The sequence below is a fragment of the Hydrogenophaga sp. genome (assembly GCF_048549895.1).
Classification (GTDB): domain Bacteria; phylum Pseudomonadota; class Gammaproteobacteria; order Burkholderiales; family Burkholderiaceae_C; genus Hydrogenophaga.
In genome coordinates this window covers 14,521-32,448 of the sequence record NZ_JBLYYB010000045.1, presented here as the reverse complement: position 1 = coordinate 32,448, position 17,928 = coordinate 14,521, and the positions used below count along the sequence as shown (strand labels likewise).

The window sequence follows — 17,928 nt, the reverse complement described above, 5'->3', positions numbered from 1 at the left end:
ATTACTTAACGGCTGCGACGATCTTGGTCGCGGCTTCGGCCATGGTGTCGGCCGCGATGATCGGCAGGCCGGATTCGGCCAGCATCTTCTTGCCCAGCTCTTCGTTGGTGCCCTTCATGCGCACGACCAGGGGCACGCTGAGGTTGGTCGCCTTGCAGGCGGTGATCACGCCGGTGGCGATGGTGTCGCACTTCATGATGCCGCCGAAGATGTTGACCAGGATGCCTTTGACCTTGGTGTTCTTGAGCATGATCTTGAAGGCTTCGGTGACCTTCTCGGCGGTGGCGCCACCGCCCACGTCCAGGAAGTTGGCCGGCTCACCTCCGAACAGCTTGATGGTGTCCATGGTGGCCATGGCCAGACCGGCGCCGTTGACCAGGCAGCCGATGTTGCCGTCCAGGCTGATGTAGGCGAGGTCGAACTTGGACGCTTCGACTTCGGCCGGATCTTCTTCGTCCAGATCGCGGTAGGCCACGATCTCGGGGTGGCGGAACAGCGCGTTGGCGTCGAAGTTGAACTTCGCATCCAGGGCCATCAGGTTGCCCTTGGAGTCGCAGTTCAGCGGGTTGATCTCCACCAGCGACGCGTCGGTGTCCATGTAGCACTTGTAGATCTTGGCGAAGATGTCCACCGCCTGGTCCACGGAGGCGCCGGTCAGGCCGATGGCCGCAGCCACCTTGCGGGACTGTGCCTCGGTGATGCCGGCGAGCGGATCGATCATCTCGGTGACGATCTTCTCGGGCGTGGAGTGCGCCACTTCCTCGATGTCCATGCCGCCTTCGCTGGATGCGATCAGCGCCACCTTTTGCGTGGCGCGGTCGGTCACCAGCGACACATAGAGTTCGTTCTTGATGTCGGCGCCGTCTTCGATGTAGAGGCGACGCACCTTCTGGCCTTCGGGACCGGTCTGGTGGGTCTTGAGCTGCATGCCCAGGATTTCACCGGCGATGCGCTTGACGTCTTCAACGGTTTTGGCCACTTTGACGCCACCACCTTTGCCACGGCCACCGGCATGGATCTGGGCCTTGACCACCCACACGGGGCCGCCCAGTTTCTGGGCGGCTTCGACCGCCTCCTGCACCGTGAAAGCCGGGATGCCGCGGGGCACCGGCACACCAAACTGGCGCAAGATTTCCTTGCCTTGGTATTCGTGGATCTTCATGAGGGCTCTCTCAGGAATGGGTAGAGGGATCGTCGACCGACCGTATCGGGGGCCGTAGGGATGGCACTGAAAAACAGCAACCGGGAACTGTATCATGGTGCATCGCACCAAAATCGCTCGCTGCAGCCACTGAACGCGCGGCGATTGTTGGACGCTCTCCTGAACCCTCACTGACAAGGCGGACCGGCCATGGCCAAGGTTTTCATCGACGGCGAAGCCGGCACCACCGGGTTGCAGATTCGCGAGCGGCTGCAGCGCATGCCCGCCATCGAGGTGGTGAGCATCGCACCCGAGCATCGCAAGGACCCGGCCGCCAAACGCGAGTTGATGGCCCAGGTGGATCTGGTCATCCTGTGCCTGCACGACGACGCGGCGCGCGAGTCGGTGGCCATGATCGACGCGATGGTCGGCCACCAGCCCAAGATCATTGATGCCTCCACGGCGCACCGCACCGCGCCGGGCTGGGTGTTCGGTTTTCCCGAGCTCGCGATCGATCAGCGTCAAGCGGTGGTGAAGGCAAGTCGTGTGGCCAACCCGGGCTGTTACGCCAGCGGCGCCATCGCCTTGCTGCGCCCTCTGGTGGACGCCGGCGTGCTGCCTGCCGATCACCCGGTTTGTTTGCCGGCGGTGAGCGGTTACTCGGGCGGCGGCCGCACCATGATCGAGGCGTACGAGAAGGGCGAAGCGCCCGCCTACGAGTTGTATGCGCTGGGTCTGCAGCACAAGCACATTCCGGAGATCATGGCCTACACCGGCCTCACACGCCGTCCCATCTTCATGCCGGCCGTGGGCAACTTTGCCCAAGGCATGTTGGTGGAGCTGCCGCTGCACCTGGACACCCTGCCTGGCAAGCCCACGCTGGCCGACTTGCATGCCATCTATGCGAAGTACTATGCGGGCAGTGAATGGGTGAGCGCCGAGGCTGCCACCGAAAGCGGCAAGCTCGACGCGCTGGCGCTCAACGACACGAACAAGCTGGAGATTCGGGTGTTCGGCAACGAGGCGGCCCACCACGCTGTGGTGGTGGCCCGGCTGGACAACCTGGGCAAAGGCGCCAGCGGCGCCGCAGTGCAAAACCTGAAATTGATGCTCGGGCTTTAGAGCCCGGCGTCGTCGTCTTCGGCGCCCTGCACCACGCGCCGGATCGCTTCACCGCCAAATCCGCGTGAGGCCAGGAACCGCATCTGCTTGCCGCGCTCGGCCAGATCGGCGGGCAGCTGACCAAACTTCTTGCGCCAGACCTCGCGGGCGCGCGCCACCTCGGTGCCTTGCAGATCTGCAACCGCTTGCGCCACAGCCTCGGGATTCAGGCCCTTGGCTTGCAATTCCTGGCGCACGCGGGATGCGCCGAGCTTGGCCGAGCGCTGATGCACCACCGATTCGAGCACACGCTGTTCGTTGATGAAGCCCTTGGCCTCCAGCTCGTCCAGCGCTTTCGCCAGCTCGCCAGGTTCGGTCTCGTGCGCTTTGAGCTTGCGCTGCAGCTCGGCGCGCGAGTGCTCGCGGCCCGAGAGCAGGCGCAGCGCGCGGCCTTTGAGGGATATCTGGTCAAAGCCCATGTCGAATGCTCACGGCCTTGGCCGTGAGCACACCTCACTCGGCCAGCGGCGCGGTGTCGGTCGCCGCGGCCTTGGCGGCTTTTGCAGCCTTGCCACCCTTGGCAGGCGCTGGCGCCTCATCCACCGGCAGCAGCGGAACGCCCAGCTCGGTGCGCACCTTGTTCTCGATCTCGACGCGCAACTCGGGGTTCTCGCGCAGGAATTCGCGCGAGTTGTCGCGGCCCTGGCCGATCTTCTCGCCGTTGTAGGCGTACCAGGCGCCCGACTTCTCCACCACGCGGTGCACCACGCCCAGGTCGAGGATCTCGCCTTCGCGGCTGATGCCTTCACCGAACAGGATGTCGAACTCGGCGGTCTTGAAGGGCGGTGACACCTTGTTCTTGACCACCTTGACCTTGGTCTCGTTGCCGATCGCGTCCTCGCCCTTCTTGATGGTGCCGGTGCGGCGGATGTCCAGGCGCACCGAGGCGTAGAACTTCAGCGCGTTGCCCCCGGTGGTGGTCTCGGGGCTGCCGAACATCACACCGATCTTCATGCGGATCTGGTTGATGAAGATGACCATGCAGTTGGTCTTCTTGATGTGCGCGGTGAGCTTGCGCAGCGCCTGGCTCATCAGACGGGCCTGCAGGCCGGGCAGCGAATCGCCCATCTCGCCTTCGAGTTCGGCCTTGGGCGTGAGCGCGGCCACCGAGTCCACCACGATCAGGTCGACCGCGCCGGAGCGCACCAGGCTGTCGACGATTTCGAGCGCCTGCTCGCCGGTGTCGGGCTGCGAGATGAGCAAGTCCTGCAGGTTCACGCCGAGTTTCTGCGCGTACTGGATGTCCAGCGCGTGCTCGGCGTCGACGAAGGCGCACTGGCCACCGAGCTTCTGCATCTCGGCGATCACCTGCAGCGTCAGCGTGGTCTTGCCCGAGGATTCCGGGCCGTAGATTTCGACCACCCGACCGCGCGGCAGGCCGCCGACGCCCAGGGCGATGTCCAGTCCCAGCGAGCCGGTGGAGACCACCTGGATGTCCTCGATCACCTCGCCTTCGCCCAGCCGCATGATGGTGCCCTTGCCGAACTGCTTTTCGATCTGGGCCAGCGCGGCCTGCAAGGCCTTGGCTTTTTCGCTGTTGAGGGGATTGGGCTTGACGGCTGCGTCCATGGGGGGCTCCTGGGCTGGTTGGAAGGGTTGGCAAGGCCTGTGTGGTTGTGTACAGGCTGGATGCTTGAACAGCAGTTTACAGGCGGGTTGAAATCAATCCATCTGTTATTTGGTCAGTTTGCCTTACCATTTGCCGATGACCGACACCGCCGCTGAAACACCCTCAGAACCCGACGACCGCTGGCGCGGCGGCCACCTCGGCCGGCTCATGGGCCTGGCGCTGCGCCGCTTTGACGAGCGCGTGCTCAGCCTGATGGCGCACGACGCCAACGTGCCGCTGGCGCTCTCGCACCTGGCAGCGCGCGCGCAGGTCGGCGCCGCGCACATCCACATCACGCGCCACCTGGGCCTGCACGGCTCGCGCCTGACCGAGCTGGCGCACCAGGCCGGCATGAGCAAACAGGCCATGGGCGATCTGGTGACGCAGTGCGAGGCCTGGGGGCTGGTGCGGCGCGAGCCCGACCCGCGCGACGCGCGGGCGCGGCGCATCGTCTTCACCGACACCGGCCTGCTCTGGCTGGACGCCTTTCGCACGGCGGTGGCGCAGGCCGAGGCCGAGTTCCGCTCGCAGGTGGGCGACGCGGTGGCCACCGTGGTGGCGCTGGGTCTGGAAGCCTATGGATCGGAAACAAGCTCCCCCCGCAGCGCCTTCGGCGCTTCCCCCCGCGGGGCAACACCTGCGGCCCGGCAGAGCCGGTTCCGCGGTGTTTCTGGATGAGGCCTCTTCACGCGTGGCAGCCCAACCCTAAAATGAAACCGTTCTGTGCGGCCACCGGCGCTGGTCATGCACAAGGCACGCACAACCACGAGAACGACCGCACCGACGGTCCACAGGAGACTCCCCATGCGCATCCTGATTGCAGAAGACGACCAGGTCCTGGCCGACGGCCTGTTGCGCAGCCTGCGCGCGGCCGGCGCTGCGGTGGACCACGTGTCCAGCGGCAACGAGGCCGACGCCGCCCTGATGACCAACAACGAATTCGACCTGTTGATCCTCGACCTCGGGCTGCCGAAACTGCACGGTCTGGAAGTGCTGAAACGTTTGCGTTCGCGCGGCTCCGCGTTGCCGGTGCTGGTGCTCACCGCCGCCGACAGCATCGAAGAGCGCGTGAAAGGCCTGGACTACGGCGCCGACGACTACATGGCCAAGCCGTTTTCGCTGCAGGAACTCGAAGCGCGCGTGCGCGCACTCACCCGGCGCGGCATGGGCGGCAGCACCAACACCATCCGCCACGGCCCGCTCGAATACGACCAGGCCGGCCGCGTGGCCACCATCGACGGCAAGATGGTCGAACTCTCGGCGCGCGAGCTGGGTCTGCTGGAAGTGTTGCTGCAACGCGCCGGGCGCCTGGTCAGCAAGGACCAGCTGGTCGAGCGGCTCTGTGAATGGGGCGAAGAGGTGAGCAACAACGCGATCGAGGTCTACATCCACCGCCTGCGCAAGAAGATCGAAAAGGGTCCGATCCGCATCGCCACGGTGCGCGGCCTGGGCTACTGCCTTGAAAAAATCGCCAGCTGACGGTCGGGTCTTCAGCGAGCCGCTGCCCCCGGCGGAGAAGCGGTCGGCGCCGATGTCCTTCGGCCTGTTCCAGCGCGAACAGCGCAGCCTGTTTGGCGAGATCCTGGACTGGATGCTCACGCCGCTGTTGCTGTTGTGGCCGCTGTCGCTGGCCCTCACCTGGTTTGTCGCCCAGGGCATCGCCAGCAAGCCGTTTGACCGCGCACTCGAATTCAACCTGCAGGCGCTCACCCAGTTCGTGGTGCGCGAGGACGAGCAGATCACCTTCAAGCTCAACGCGCAGGCGCGCGACCTGCTGCGCGCCGACGACAGCGACCTCGTGTACTACCAGGTGCTCGACCCGCGCGGCGCGCTCATCAGTGGTGAGCTCGACTTCCCGCCGCCGCGCGACAACGAAGCTCCCGAGCCGGGGCGGGTCTTGCTGCGCGACGACGTGGTGCGCGGCGACAGCGTGCGGGTGGCCTACACCTGGCTGGCGCGCAACGATCCCCAGCGCCTGGTGCTGATGCAGGTGGCCGAGACCAAGGGCAAGCGCTCGACGCTGGCCACCGAAATCATCAAGGGCGTGATGGTGCCGCAGTTCGTGATCCTGCCGCTGGCGGTGCTGCTGGTGTGGCTGGCGCTGGTGCGCGGCATCCGCCCGCTCAACGAACTGGAGCAGCGCATCCGCGCACGCAAACCCGACGACCTGAGCCCGATCGAGGAGTCGTTCATCCCGCAGGAGGTGGCGCCGCTGGTGTCCTCGATCAACGACCTGCTGACCCGGCTCAAGGCCTCGCTCACCACGCAGAAACGTTTTCTGGCCGACGCCGCGCACCAGCTCAAGACGCCGCTGGCCGGCTTGCGCATGCAGGCCGAGCTGGCGCAGCGCGAGACCGATCCGGTGGAGATCCGGGGCTCGCTGCAGCAGATCGCGCGATCGAGTGCACGCGCCACGCACACGGTCAACCAATTGCTGGCGCTGGCCCGCGCCGAGACCACTGGCCGCACGCTGCCCAGCGCCCGCATCGACCTAGCCCGGCTGGTGCCCGACGTGGTGCAGGACTCGGTGCCGCGCGCGCTGGAGGCGGGCATTGACCTAGGCTTCGAGGGCCCGGACGACATCCCCGATGACTGCCTGATGGACGGCAACCCGACGCTGTTGCAGGAGATGGTGCGCAACCTGGTGGACAACGCAATCCACTACACCGGGCAGGGCGGCGTGGTCACGGTGCGGGTGCTGCTGGACCGTTTCAGCGGCGTGCAGATCCTGCAGGTGGAAGACGACGGCCCGGGCATTCCGGAGAACGAGCGCGAGTTCGTGATGCAGCCGTTTTACCGGGCGCTGGGCACCAACGTCGACGGCTCGGGTCTCGGCCTGGCGATCGTTCTGGAGATCGCGCAGCAGCACGGCGCCACGGTGTCGATGGAAGACGCGCACCCGGAGCGCGGCCGGCGCGGTCTGCGGGTGTCGGTGCGCTTCACACCGACCAAGCCACAGATCGTGCAGGAATAGCGCAGCTCAGGCAGGCTTGTAGACGTTGAGCTGCAGCTTCTCGCGCTCGATCGCGCGGGCCACGCCGGGCAGTTCGGCGAAGCGCTGCACCAGCTCCCAGGTGGCGGGGAAGTCCATCGGGTTGATGCCTGCATAACCACCCCAGCGCAGCAGCGTGAGCGCGTACGCATCCAGCGCACCGGGCCGCGCACCCACCATCCAGGGCGCGGCTTTGGCGGCCAGGGCTTCGATCTCACCCAGCAGCTCGCGGTACCGCGCCGCACCGAACTCGCGAATGGCTTTTTGCGCGGCCTCGTCATCGGTGAACTTGTGCGGCATGAACACGTGGGTGAACGTGGGGTGCACCGTGTTGTTCATCCAGGCCAGCACCTGCAACGCGCGCGCACGCTCCAGGCCTGCGGGCGGCAGGATGCCGGCCATGGGCAGCTTCTCGTCCAGGTACAGCAGGATCGCCACGATCTGGGTGACCACCTCGTCGCCATCGACCAGCACCGGCACCTGGCCGCGCGGGTTGAGGGCCAGGTACTCGGGCAACCGCTGCTCACCCTTGTGCAGCTTCACCATTTGCGGCTCGAAAGCCACCTCGGCGAGTTCGAGCATGGCGTGCGGGACGAAAGAACAGGCGCCGGGGGCGAAGAAGAGTTTCAGGCTCATGGGTGTCTCTCTCTGTTTCAGTTCAGGTGCGGGCTCAAGAGGCCAGCGATCTCAAACATGGTCACTTGCGGCTTGCCGAACACCGCCGCCAGCTTGGCGTCGGCGTTCACGCGGCGCTTGTCGCCCGCGTCCTGCAGACCGTTGGCCTTGATGTAGTCCCACAGCTTCTTCACCACCTCGGGGCGCGACACGGCGCCTTCGCCGATCACCGCGGCCAGCGCGGCGCTGGGCTGTTTACCGGTGGCGGCGGTGGTCTTGCGCGGGGCCTTGGCCGCCTTGACGGCGGGCGTTTTCTTCGCGGCGGCCTTCTTGGCGGGCGCCACTTTCGCAGCGGCTTTCTTCGCTGGCGCACCTTTCGCCGGCGCGCCGGCCGCCGTCTTGCGCGGCGGGAACTTGGACGGCGCGAACTCGAAGTTCACCTTGCCCGCTTCCTTGTCCCAGGCGAGGAAGGCCTTGAACGCGCGGCGCGTGCGCATGGAGACGAACTTGTCGAGCAGATCCGTCTTGCCGGTCTCCAGCAGTTTGCTCATCTGCTCGCGCGCCACCGGCTGCTGCAGGATGATCTTGCCGCTCTTGAAGTCGCAGGTGGGCGTCGGCTGCTGCTCGGTGGGCACCGAACGGATGCACACGTAGTTGCTGCCGTGCTCGTGCACCGCGCCGCCGCACTTGGGGCAGGCGCCCAGTGTTTCGCTGGCGGAGAAGTCCACCAGCTCGCCACTTTCTTCGCCCTTCTTGTCATCGCCAAAGTCGAATTCCAGCTTCCAGTTCTTGTCGTCCTCGCTGTACTTGAGCACGATCTCGGCCACGAAAGGCCAGCCCGCCTTGGAGCGGAAGCCGTCCAACGGGCCGATCTTCTTGTCGCGCAGCAGTTGTTCGGATTCGTCGGGCTCGAAGGTGCGGCCGGCCGGCGACTTGCCGAACGAGAAGCCGCAGCCTTCGCTGTTGCCATCGGCACCGGTGCAGCCGTAGCGGCGGTAGTTCTCCTTCACCACACCGCCGCAATTCGGGCAGGGCGTGGCCAGCGTGGCGTAGTTGCCGGGAATGGTGTCGCGGTCGTATTCCTTGGCCTTCTTCACCATGCGCTCGGTCATCTGCGCAATCTCGGCCATGAACGCGCTGCGGCTGAGCTTGCCGTGCTCCATCTGGGCGAGCTTGTATTCCCATTCGCCGGTGAGTTCGGCCTTGGAGAGTTCTTCCACGCCCAGGCCGCGCAGCAGCGTCATGAGCTGGAACGCCTTGGCCGTGGGGATGATCTCGCGGCCTTCGCGGAACATGTACTTTTCGGTCAGCAGACCTTCGATGGTGGCGGCGCGCGTGGCGGGCGTGCCCAGGCCTTTTTCCTGCATGGCTTCGCGAAGCTCGTCGTCGTCGACCAGCTTGCCCGCGCCTTCCATCGCGCCCAGCAGCGTGGCTTCCGAATAGCGCGCAGGCGGTTTGGTTTTCAGGCCCTTGCTCTCCACCGACTCGGTGCGCACGGTCTCGCCTTCGCGCACCGGCACCAGGTTCTGGCCCTTGTCGCCCTCTTTCGCGTCGGCCACGTCTTCAGCGGCTTCCTTGCCGTACACCGCCATCCAGCCGGGCTTCACGAGCACCTTGCCTTCGGTCTTGAAGTGGTGGCCCACCCGCACCGGGTCGCCGGGCCGCCCCAAGCCCGGTGCAGCCCCCTCGGGGGGCAGCGAACCACGCGCAGCGGGGAGCGTGGGGGCACTGATGCTCGTGATGCGCGTGGTCACCATGAACTCGGCGCTGGGAAAGAACACCGCGAGGAAGCGGCGCACGACCAGGTCGTACAGCTTCTGCTCGGCGTCGCTCAGGCCGTGCGGCGCCTGCAGCGTGGGGATGATGGCGAAGTGATCCGACACCTTGCTGTTGTCGAAAATGCGCTTGCTCGGGCGGATGTAGTTGTTGTTGAGCGCGGTCAGCGCGTGGGGTGCCAGGTGCTTCATGCCGCTGTCGGCCAGCATCTCGAAGGTCTGCTTCACCGTGGGCAGGTAGTCCTCGGGCAGGGCGCGCGAATCGGTACGCGGGTAGGTCAGGGCCTTGTGGCGCTCGTACAGGCTTTGCGCAAGCTGCAGCGTGGTCTTGGCCGAGAAGCCGAAGCGGCCGTTGGCCTCGCGCTGCAGGCTGGTCAGGTCGTACAGCAGACCGCTGGCCTGCGTGGTGGGCTTGCTTTCTTCCTTGACGCTGGCGGCCTTGCCGCGCACCGCCTCGGCAATGGCCAGGGCCTCGCGCTGGCTCCACACGCGGTCGGCGCGCAGTTCCGGGTCGGCGTCGTCGCCGGTGGGTTTCTTGAACGTGGGGTCGAACCACTTGCCGGGGTACTCCCCAGCCTCGGCCAGGAAGCTCGCGTGGATTTCCCAGTAGTCGCGGCTGCGGTGGGCGCGGATCTTTTCTTCGCGCTCGACCACGATGGACAGCGTGGGCGTCTGCACCCGGCCGACCGTGGTGAGGAAAAAGCCACCGTCGCGCGAGTTGAACGCGGTCATGGCGCGCGTGCCGTTGATGCCGACCATCCAGTCGGCTTCAGAGCGGCTGCGCGCGGCGTCGGCCAGGCCCTGCATCTGCTCGTTGGTGCGCAGGTGCTCAAAACCATCGCGGATGGCCGCGGGCGTCATCGACTGCAGCCACAGGCGCTGCACCGGTTTGCCCAGGGTCTGGTAACTGCCGCCTTTCAAGCCACCGGCGTACTGCTCGATCAGGCGAAAGATCAGCTCACCCTCGCGGCCCGCGTCACACGCATTGATGAGCCTGCCCACGTCCTTGCGCTTGGCCAGCTTGACCACGGCCGAGAGGCGCGACTTGGTCTTGTCGATCGGCTTGAGTTCAAAGTAAGGCGGCAGCACCGGCAGGTGGGCAAAGCTCCATTTGCCGCGCTTGACGTCGAATTCTTCGGGCGCAGCGATTTCCACCAGATGGCCCACGGCGGAGGTGACCACGTACTGGTCGTTCTCGAAATGGTCGTCGTGCTTCTCGAACTTGCCCGCCACCGGGGTGAGCGCACGCACGATGTCCTGGGCCACGGACGGCTTCTCGGCAATGACCAGCGTTTTGGCTGAACCTTCGTTTTTCATCTCTACAATCAACTTTCCACGCGCGTGTACACGCGCACATGGGCACGCGCACACTCGCGCGCACCTGCATGAAACAACCTTACCAAATAAACCGGCCGTGACGAAAAGCCCCAAAAAGTCGACTGCGCCCGCCGAAAAATCCGCTGCGGCGCACCAGCCGAGCGGCGCCGGCCGGCGCATCCAGACCCGCAAGTCCGGCGTGCACGGCCGGGGGGTTTACGCGGTGGTGGACCTGGCCGAGGGCGAAACGCTCATCGAGTATGTGGGCGAGGTCATCGCCTGGGACGAAGCGCTGCGCCGCCACCCGCACGACCCGACCGATCCGAACCACACCTTCTATTTCCACATCGACGAAGAGCACGTGATCGACGCCAAGTTCGGCGGCAACTCCGCGCGCTGGATCAACCACAGCTGCGCGCCCAACTGCGAAGCCGAGGTCGACGAGGGCCGCGTGTTCATCCGCGCGCAGCGCAACATCGCGGCCGGCGAAGAACTGTTCTACGACTACGGCCTGGTGATCGACGAGCCCTACACACCCAAGCTCAAGGCCGAGTACCCCTGCTGGTGCGGCGCGAAAAAGTGCCGCGGCACCTTGCTCGCGCCCAAGCGCTCGGGCAAAGCGTCAAAGTTGGGCTGAACCATGACCCCCACGCTCCACCGCTGCGCGGGTCGCTGCCCCCCAAGGGGGCTGATCCGCCTTGGGGCGGCCCGGCGGCGGATCGTTTCTGCCCATGGCTGACTCGCTGATCCGCCACGCAGAAGCCATCTGGCAAGCCGTTGAGCCCACGCTGCCCGGCTTCACGGTCGAGGTGCTGCCCAGCATCGACTCCACCAACAGCGAGCTCATGCGCCGCGCGCGCAGCGGCTTGATGGAGCCGGTCCTGCTCGCAGCCGAAGACCAGACGGCTGGGCGCGGGCGCCTGGGCAAGGGCTGGCACAGCAAGCCCGGGCAATCGCTCACCTTTTCACTGGCACTGCCGCTGGCGCCCGCGAACTGGTCCGGCCTGTCGCTGGTGGTCGGGGTGAGCCTGGCGAACAGCCTGCACGCGGATGTGCGCCTGAAATGGCCCAACGACCTCTGGCTGCACCAGCGCAAGATCGGCGGCATCCTGGTCGAGACGGCCAGCACGGGTGAGGCCGGACAGGGTCAGCGCATGGTGGTCATCGGCGTGGGCATCAACGTGGCGCGGCCCGAGGTGTCGGCGGTGGCCGCGCTCGTGCCCGATGGCTCTGCGGTGACGGCCATGGCGCCGGCCGGGTTGTCCGAGGTGCTGGTGGGCATCACGCCGGGCGAGGTGCTGGAGCGCGTGGCGCCTGCGCTGGTGCGCGATGTTCAGGCCTTTGCCTCGCAGGGCTTCGCTGCATTTGCCCAGCGCTTTGCACAGCTCGATGCCCTGCAAGGCCAGGCGGTGCAGCTGTCGGACGGCACGCGCGGCACGGCCTGCGGCGTGAACAGCGACGGCGCGTTGCAGGTGCTGACCGAGCGCGGCATGCAGACGGTGTCCAGCGCCGAAGTGAGTGTGCGGCCATGCTGAGATGGGTGATCTGGTTGCTGGTGCTGGGCAATGCGGGTTACTTCGCGTGGTCGCAGGGATATCTCGACACGCTGGGCTGGAAGCCTGCCGAGCAGCGCGAGCCACAGCGGCTGACCCAGCAGGTGCGACCCGAAGCGCTGCGTTTGCTCAACGGGCCCAAGGCCGATGCAGCGCAGCCCGCAAGCGCTGCCCCGGTGCAGGCCACTGCGGCTGCGGCGCCCGAGACGCCCACAGCCGCAGCGGGCACACCAGTGGATGCCGCCGTGTCGGTGCCCGCGCCCACAGCGTCCGCACCCGAGGCGGCGGCCCCTGTTGTTGCACCCGCTGCCGCGCCCACCGCCCCGCTGGCGGCCAGCAGCGGCCCACGCGCCTGCTGGCAGGTCGGCGGGTTCACCGCAGCGCAGGCCGAGCTGCTGCGCGCCGAGCTGGCCCTGCTCGGGCTGCCCGCCGCCGGTTTTTCGTTCACCGAGGTGCGCAGCGGCGGCCGCTGGATCGTCTACATGGGGCGCTACGACAACCAGCAGCAGCTCGATCGCAAGAAAGACGAGTTGCGTGCGCTGGGCGTGTCGTACCGCGAAATCACGGCGCCCGGCCTCGCACCGGGGCTGGCACTGGGCACGTTCTCCACCGAGGCTGCTGCCCAGCAGGCCCGGCAAAAGGCCGAACGCGACGGCATCCGCACCGCCAAAGTGGCGCAGGAGCGGGCCGAGAGCGTGAGCACCAACCTGCGCCTGCCTTCGATCAACGACGCCCAGCGCACCGCCATCGACGGCCTGGGAGAAGCCATGGCGGGCAAGCGCCTGCAGCGCTGCAGCTGAGGCGCTCGGCGCGGCGTCGGGTCGTCGCGTTCAAGCCTGAGCTGCCTGGTGGTGGCCGAGGCTGGCAAACCAGTCGAGCGCTTCGTTCCACAGCGGCGCAGCCTTGGGCCTGAAGTAGCCCATGTGGCCGATGGCGCCCAGACCCGCGCGCCTGGAGTCCAGGGTGACGCTGCGCACCGCGGCGTTTCGGTAACCGGCCATGAAGGCGTCGCGCGAGGCCGGGGGTGCCCAGGCGTCGTCCAGCGCGTTCACCGCCACGATGGGGAAGCGCACATCGCCGAATCGCTCGGTGGTCGCCTGCATGGTCGGGTCGTCAAAGAAATAGCGCGGATACCGGCACCACTGGCGCCACTGGCGGTACACGTCGATGGGCAAGTCTTCGCCCATGCCCAGGCGGCTCCACGGCAGATAGCCGTGCATGCGTGTCCACACGGGGCCCAGCACGCGCCACAGGAAGAGCACGCGCAGGCGCTCCAGCGGTGGCATCCAGCCGTGCCAGCCGGCGCCGGTGGCAAAGGTGTACGCGCCGTCCACCGCATTCGGGTCGGGCAGGAGGCCCAGCGCATGGCCGCCGTACGAATGGCCCACCAGGTACAGCGGCACGCCCGGGCGGCGCATCGCGTTCACGGCAGCGGCCAGATCGAGCCGGCCCCAGTCGAGGTAGTCCATGCGAAAGCCCTTGAGCGAGCTGGGGGCCGACTGGCCGATGCCGCGGTAGTCCAGCGTGAGCACATCAAACCCGCGCCGCGCCGCGTGTTCGGCAAAGCGTTTGTAGAAACCCTGCGGCACCGCGGTGGCGCCGCCCACCACCACGTGGGCCTGTGGCGGCGTGGGGCTGTGGTAACGGTGCGCCACCAGCGGGTAGCCGTCGGCGGCGGTGAGGGTGAGGCGCTCGGTGCGCACGGCCTGGTTGCTGTGGTCGGTGGGTGGGAAGGTGTTCATGGCGGTTCTCCTGGGGGGTGTTCAGCGGCTCGCGCGGGTGGCCAGCAGCGAGAGCAAGGTCTCGGTGGCCTGCGTGATGGGTTCGGTGCTCTGTGCCACGCGGGCCTGGAGCAGGCCGCCTTCGTAGGTCGCCACGATCAGGGCGGCGATGCCCCGGGCCTGGGCCTGCGGCTCGCCGTGCTGCTCCAGCGCGAGCGCGATGCGTTCGCGCAGCGTGGCGAACGCGCGCGCCAGGGCGTCGCGCAGCACCGCATCGTCGGGTGTGGTCTCCAGCGCGACGGTGGCCAGCGGACAGCCCGACTCAAAGCCGGTGTCGCTCAGACGCGCGGTGGCGCCCGCCATCCAGCGGCGCGTGGCCTCGATCGGGTCTGGCGTGTCGGCCAGCAGCGCGTCGAGCCCGCGCAGCATGCGCGCCACCACGTCGTCGATCGCGGCCACGGCCAGCTCGGTCTTGCCGCCGGGGAAGTGGTGGTACAGCACGCCCTTGGGCGCGCCGGCCTGGGCCAACAACTCGGTGAGGCCAATGCCATGCAGGCCACGCCGACGCAAGGCGTCGGTCATGGCGGCGATCAGGCGTTCGCGGGTGCCGGGGGTGGGTGTTTCGATCATGGCGTGCAATCTATAGACCGGTCGGTCTAGTGTCAAGCCATGGCGTGTCGCGCAGGTTCTCCAGGCAACAAAAAAGCGCCCGAAGGCGCTTTTTTAATAGGTGCAAGCGGGCGCTTACTTGGCGACCACACGAACCATTTCCAGACATTTGTTCGAGTAGCCCCATTCGTTGTCGTACCAGCTCACCACCTTGACGAAGGTGCTGTCCAGCGCAATGCCGGCGTCGGCGTCGAAGATGGAGGTGCGGGTGTCGCCGCGGAAGTCGGTGGCCACGACCTTGTCGGTGGTGTAGCCCAGCACGCCCTTCAATGCGCCTTCGCTTTGCGACTTCATCTCGGCGCAGATTTCGGCGTAGGTGGCGGGGCTGTTGAGCTCCACCGTGAGGTCGACCACCGATACGTCGGACGTGGGCACGCGGAAGCTCATGCCGGTGAGCTTCTTGTTCAGCTCGGGGATCACCACGCCCACCGCCTTGGCCGCGCCGGTGCTGCTGGGGATGATGTTTTCCAGGATGCCGCGGCCGCCGCGCCAGTCCTTGTTGCTCGGGCCGTCCACGGTCTTCTGCGTGGCGGTGGCGGCGTGCACGGTGGTCATGAGACCGCGCTTGATGCCCCACTTGTCGTTGAGCACCTTGGCGATCGGCGCCAGGCAGTTGGTGGTGCACGAGGCGTTGGAGATGATGGCCTCGCCCTTGTAGGTGGCGTGGTTCACACCGTAGACGAACATGGGGGTGTCGTCCTTGGAAGGCGCGGACAGGATGACCTTCTTCGCACCGGCGTCCAGGTGCTTCTGGGCCGTGACCTTGTCGAGAAACAGGCCGGTGGACTCGATCACGATGTCGGCGCCGACCTCGTTCCACTTCAGGTTGGCCGGGTCGCGCTCTTGCGTGAGGCGGATCTTCTTGCCGTTGACCACCAGCGTGTTGCCCTCGACACTCACGTCACCCTTGAAACGGCCGTGCACGCTGTCGTACTGCAGCATGTAGGCCAGGTACTCGGGCTCCAGCAGGTCGTTGATGGCGACGACTTCGATGTCGGCGAAGTTTTGCAGCGCGCTGCGCAGCACGTTGCGCCCGATGCGGCCAAAGCCGTTGATGCCGATCTTGATGGTCATGAATGCTCCTTCGTTTGAAAAACTGTTCCGTTCGCCCTGAGCTTGTCGAAGGGCTCTCGATCCGATCATCCTGAGCTTGTCGAAGGACAGGCTCAGCCCGAACGGGCTTATCGTTTCGCCAGCACGGCGCGCACCGTGTCGGCCACGTTGGCGGGCGTGAAGCCGAAGTGCTCGAACAGCACCGGCGCCGGGGCCGACTCGCCGTAGGTGTCCAGACCCACGACCGCGGCCACGCCGTACTTCCACCAGCCGTCGGTGGAGCCCATTTCCACCGCCACGCGCGGCACGCCGGCGGGCAACACCGAAGCCTTGAAGGCAGCGCTCTGGCGGTCAAACGTGGTGGTGCTGGGCATGGAGACCACGCGCACGGCAATCTTGAATTCTTTGGCCAGCAGCTCCTGCGCTTTCAGGGCCAGCTGCACTTCGGAGCCGGTGGCGATGATCACCGCCTGCGCCTTTTTCTTCAGGCCCACTTCGCTCGGCTCGGCCAGCACATAGGCGCCTTTGCTGATGTCGCCCAGGTCGCTCTTGGGTGCGTAAGGCAGGTTCTGACGGCTGAGCAGCAGCGCGGTTGGGCGGCTGGCGTTTTCCAGGGCCACGGCCCAGGCCACGGCGGTCTCGGCGGTGTCGCCCGGACGCCAGACGTCCAGGTTCGGAATCAGGCGCAGGCTGGCCGCGTGTTCCACCGACTGGTGGGTCGGGCCGTCTTCGCCCAGTCCGATGGAGTCATGCGTGAACACATGGATGACGCGCTGCTTCATCAGCGCGGCCATGCGGATCGCGTTGCGGCTGTAGTCGGAGAACGTGAGGAAGGTGCCGCCGTAGGGAATGAAGCCGCCGTGCAGCGCCACGCCGTTCATGATCGCGGCCATGCCGAATTCGCGCACGCCGTAGTTGATGTGGCGGCCGCCCTGGCCCTGCTCGTTCTTCACCACGTCACCGGCCAGGTTGAAGCGCAGGCTCGGGGTGGACTTGGTGTTGGTGAGGTTGGAACCGGTGAGGTCGGCACTGCCGCCGAGCAACTCGGGCAGCGCGGCGGTGAAGATTTCGAGCGCGAGCTGGCTGGCCTTGCGGCTGGCCACGGTTTCGGCCTTGGTGTGGGCGGCCACGGCCGCGTCCACCGCCACCTGGGCGAAGTTCTTGGGCAGCTCGCCCTTCATGCGGCGCACGAACTCCTTGGCGAGTTCGGGGAAGGCGGCCTTGTAGGCGGCAAATTTCGCGTTCCAGTCGGCTTCAGCGGCCTTGCCGGCGTCCTTGGCGTCCCAAGCGGCGTACACGTCTTTCGGAACAGCAAAGGGTGCGTGCGTCCAGCCCAGGGCTTCGCGCGTGAGCTTGATTTCTTCAGCGCCCAGCGGCTCGCCGTGGGCCTTGGCGGTGTTGGCGCGGTTCGGGCTGCCTTTGCCGATGTGGGTCTTGCAAATGATGATCGTGGGGGCGTCGGCCTTGTTCTTCGCGTCGGCAATCGCGCGTTCCACCGCCTCAGCGTCATGGCCGTCGATCGGGCCGATCACGTTCCAGCCGCAGGCGGCAAAACGCAGCGCGGTGTTGTCGATGAACCAGGGCGTGACCTGGCCGTCAATGGAGATGCCGTTGTCGTCGTACAGCGCAATCAGCTTGTTGAGTTTCCAGGCGCCGGCCAGGGCCACGGCTTCGTGGCTGATGCCTTCCATCAGGCAGCCGTCGCCCATGAACACGTAGGTGTGGTGGTCGACGATGGTGTGGTCCACGTCACCCACCTTGCGGTTGAACTCGGACGCCAGCAGCTTCTCGGCCAGCGCCATGCCCACCGCGTTGGTGATGCCCTGGCCCAGCGGGCCGGTGGTGGTTTCCACGCCGGGCGTGTGGCCGACTTCGGGGTGGCCGGCGGTCTTGCTGCCGAGCTGGCGGAAGTTCTTGAGTTCGCCGATCGGCAGCTTGTAGCCGGTGAGGTGCAGCAGCGAATAGATCAGCATGGAGCCGTGGCCGTTGGACAGCACGAAGCGGTCGCGGTTGGCCCATTGCGGGTTGGTCGGGTTGTGGCGCAGGTGCCGGCCCCACAAGGCCACCGCCATGTCGGCCATGCCCATGGGCGCGCCCGGGTGGCCCGAGTTGGCGGCTTGCACCGCGTCCATGGCCAGGGCGCGGATGGCATTGGCCTGGGTCTGGGCTGACACGGCAGGGGCGATGGGGGTGGAGGTGCTGGTGTCGGACATGGGGGTGCTGGAAAGTGGGGTGAAGCCGGGTCAACGCTGGAAAAAACCGGATACAGCGAAGACCCGCGCGATGGCGCAAAACAACGGATTTTATCGGCCACGCCATCGC

The 17,928-nt window shown here is 66.7% G+C and carries 15 protein-coding genes and 1 pseudogene; 7 read left to right on the top strand and 9 right to left on the bottom strand.

Going from position 1 to position 17,928, the window contains the following annotated elements; all coding sequences use genetic code 11:
• Position 1: 1 nt before the first annotated feature.
• On the bottom strand, positions 2 to 1,162 hold the full coding sequence (gene sucC, locus ACN4F8_RS04355; RefSeq protein WP_419472421.1) for an ADP-forming succinate--CoA ligase subunit beta: 1,161 nt from the start codon (positions 1,160 to 1,162) through the stop codon (positions 2 to 4).
• A 189-nt stretch (positions 1,163 to 1,351) separates the two neighbouring features.
• Between sucC and argC the strand changes: the two genes are divergently transcribed.
• Positions 1,352 to 2,263 carry an N-acetyl-gamma-glutamyl-phosphate reductase gene (argC, locus tag ACN4F8_RS04350; RefSeq protein ID WP_419472420.1) on the top strand — a complete coding sequence of 304 codons (912 nt, stop codon included), beginning with the start codon at positions 1,352 to 1,354 and terminating at the stop codon, positions 2,261 to 2,263.
• Here the strand turns inward: argC and recX are convergent.
• Positions 2,260 to 2,721, bottom strand: a complete 462-nt coding sequence (gene recX / locus ACN4F8_RS04345) for a recombination regulator RecX (RefSeq protein ID WP_419472419.1) — start codon at positions 2,719 to 2,721, stop codon at positions 2,260 to 2,262. The genes argC and recX overlap by 4 nt on opposite strands.
• 34 nt (positions 2,722 to 2,755) lie before the next feature.
• Positions 2,756 to 3,871 carry a recombinase RecA gene (recA, locus tag ACN4F8_RS04340; protein WP_419472418.1) on the bottom strand — a complete coding sequence of 372 codons (1,116 nt, stop codon included), beginning with the start codon at positions 3,869 to 3,871 and terminating at the stop codon, positions 2,756 to 2,758.
• A gap of 136 nt (positions 3,872 to 4,007) precedes the next feature.
• Here recA and ACN4F8_RS04335 point away from each other — a divergent pair.
• The 3 genes and pseudogenes from ACN4F8_RS04335 to ACN4F8_RS04325 form a co-directional block, all read left to right on the top strand.
• A pseudogene (locus tag ACN4F8_RS04335) lies at positions 4,008 to 4,490 on the top strand (MarR family winged helix-turn-helix transcriptional regulator); the annotation flags it as partial.
• Between the two features lie 225 nt (positions 4,491 to 4,715).
• Positions 4,716 to 5,390, top strand: coding sequence for a response regulator (locus tag ACN4F8_RS04330; RefSeq protein ID WP_419472417.1), 675 nt, complete (start codon positions 4,716 to 4,718; stop codon positions 5,388 to 5,390).
• Between the two features lie 52 nt (positions 5,391 to 5,442).
• Entirely contained in the window at positions 5,443 to 6,885 is a 1,443-nt protein-coding gene (locus ACN4F8_RS04325) for a sensor histidine kinase N-terminal domain-containing protein (RefSeq protein ID WP_419472416.1), read from the top strand.
• A gap of 6 nt (positions 6,886 to 6,891) precedes the next feature.
• On the opposite strand, the gene ACN4F8_RS04320 is transcribed toward ACN4F8_RS04325, so the two are convergent.
• Together ACN4F8_RS04320 and ACN4F8_RS04315 are read right to left on the bottom strand one after the other, a co-directional pair.
• A complete protein-coding gene (locus tag ACN4F8_RS04320; RefSeq protein WP_419472415.1) occupies positions 6,892 to 7,539 on the bottom strand; it encodes a glutathione S-transferase family protein in 648 nt (215 codons plus the stop codon).
• Positions 7,540 to 7,556: 17 nt separating this feature from the next.
• Entirely contained in the window at positions 7,557 to 10,610 is a 3,054-nt protein-coding gene (locus ACN4F8_RS04315; RefSeq protein WP_419472414.1) for a DNA topoisomerase III, read from the bottom strand.
• Positions 10,611 to 10,707: 97 nt separating this feature from the next.
• On the opposite strand from ACN4F8_RS04315, the gene ACN4F8_RS04310 reads away from it, so the two are divergent.
• From ACN4F8_RS04310 to ACN4F8_RS04300, 3 genes are all read left to right on the top strand, one after another.
• Positions 10,708 to 11,247, top strand: coding sequence for an SET domain-containing protein (locus ACN4F8_RS04310; RefSeq protein ID WP_419472413.1), 540 nt, complete (start codon positions 10,708 to 10,710; stop codon positions 11,245 to 11,247).
• 94 nt (positions 11,248 to 11,341) lie between these two features.
• On the top strand, positions 11,342 to 12,145 hold the full coding sequence (locus ACN4F8_RS04305) for a biotin--[acetyl-CoA-carboxylase] ligase (RefSeq protein ID WP_419472412.1): 804 nt from the start codon (positions 11,342 to 11,344) through the stop codon (positions 12,143 to 12,145).
• Positions 12,139 to 12,963, top strand: a complete 825-nt coding sequence (locus tag ACN4F8_RS04300) for an SPOR domain-containing protein (protein ID WP_419472411.1) — start codon at positions 12,139 to 12,141, stop codon at positions 12,961 to 12,963. Before ACN4F8_RS04305 ends, ACN4F8_RS04300 begins: the two co-directional genes overlap by 7 nt.
• 30 nt (positions 12,964 to 12,993) lie before the next feature.
• Here the strand turns inward: ACN4F8_RS04300 and ACN4F8_RS04295 are convergent, their stop codons facing one another.
• The 4 genes from ACN4F8_RS04295 to tkt all read right to left on the bottom strand — a co-directional run bounded on the left by ACN4F8_RS04295 (position 12,994) and on the right by tkt (position 17,819).
• On the bottom strand, positions 12,994 to 13,905 hold the full coding sequence (locus ACN4F8_RS04295; protein ID WP_419472410.1) for an alpha/beta fold hydrolase: 912 nt from the start codon (positions 13,903 to 13,905) through the stop codon (positions 12,994 to 12,996).
• 21 nt (positions 13,906 to 13,926) lie between these two features.
• Complete coding sequence (locus ACN4F8_RS04290) at positions 13,927 to 14,514, bottom strand: TetR/AcrR family transcriptional regulator (protein WP_419472409.1); 588 nt, start codon at positions 14,512 to 14,514, stop codon at positions 13,927 to 13,929.
• 114 nt (positions 14,515 to 14,628) lie between these two features.
• Positions 14,629 to 15,627 carry a type I glyceraldehyde-3-phosphate dehydrogenase gene (gap, locus tag ACN4F8_RS04285; protein WP_322272213.1) on the bottom strand — a complete coding sequence of 333 codons (999 nt, stop codon included), beginning with the start codon at positions 15,625 to 15,627 and terminating at the stop codon, positions 14,629 to 14,631.
• A 107-nt stretch (positions 15,628 to 15,734) separates the two neighbouring features.
• The gene (tkt, locus tag ACN4F8_RS04280) at positions 15,735 to 17,819 is read right to left on the bottom strand and encodes a transketolase (RefSeq protein ID WP_419472408.1); all 2,085 of its coding nucleotides are present in this window, start codon (positions 17,817 to 17,819) and stop codon (positions 15,735 to 15,737) included.
• Positions 17,820 to 17,928 lie beyond the last annotated feature (109 nt).

Bases quoted from the DNA above. Each gene is read 5' to 3' on its own strand.
- sucC (WP_419472421.1), bottom strand. From the start codon at position 1,162: ATGAAGATCCACGAATACCAAGGCAAGGAAATCTTGCGCCAGTTTGGT.
- argC (WP_419472420.1), top strand. From the start codon at position 1,352: ATGGCCAAGGTTTTCATCGACGGCGAAGCCGGCACCACCGGGTTGCAG.
- recX (WP_419472419.1), bottom strand. From the start codon at position 2,721: ATGGGCTTTGACCAGATATCCCTCAAAGGCCGCGCGCTGCGCCTGCTC.
- recA (WP_419472418.1), bottom strand. From the start codon at position 3,871: ATGGACGCAGCCGTCAAGCCCAATCCCCTCAACAGCGAAAAAGCCAAG.
- ACN4F8_RS04330 (WP_419472417.1), top strand. From the start codon at position 4,716: ATGCGCATCCTGATTGCAGAAGACGACCAGGTCCTGGCCGACGGCCTG.
- ACN4F8_RS04325 (WP_419472416.1), top strand. From the start codon at position 5,443: ATGTCCTTCGGCCTGTTCCAGCGCGAACAGCGCAGCCTGTTTGGCGAG.
- ACN4F8_RS04320 (WP_419472415.1), bottom strand. From the start codon at position 7,539: ATGAGCCTGAAACTCTTCTTCGCCCCCGGCGCCTGTTCTTTCGTCCCG.
- ACN4F8_RS04315 (WP_419472414.1), bottom strand. From the start codon at position 10,610: ATGAAAAACGAAGGTTCAGCCAAAACGCTGGTCATTGCCGAGAAGCCG.
- ACN4F8_RS04305 (WP_419472412.1), top strand. From the start codon at position 11,342: ATGGCTGACTCGCTGATCCGCCACGCAGAAGCCATCTGGCAAGCCGTT.
- ACN4F8_RS04300 (WP_419472411.1), top strand. From the start codon at position 12,139: ATGCTGAGATGGGTGATCTGGTTGCTGGTGCTGGGCAATGCGGGTTAC.
- ACN4F8_RS04295 (WP_419472410.1), bottom strand. From the start codon at position 13,905: ATGAACACCTTCCCACCCACCGACCACAGCAACCAGGCCGTGCGCACC.
- ACN4F8_RS04290 (WP_419472409.1), bottom strand. From the start codon at position 14,514: ATGATCGAAACACCCACCCCCGGCACCCGCGAACGCCTGATCGCCGCC.
- gap (WP_322272213.1), bottom strand. From the start codon at position 15,627: ATGACCATCAAGATCGGCATCAACGGCTTTGGCCGCATCGGGCGCAAC.
- tkt (WP_419472408.1), bottom strand. From the start codon at position 17,819: ATGTCCGACACCAGCACCTCCACCCCCATCGCCCCTGCCGTGTCAGCC.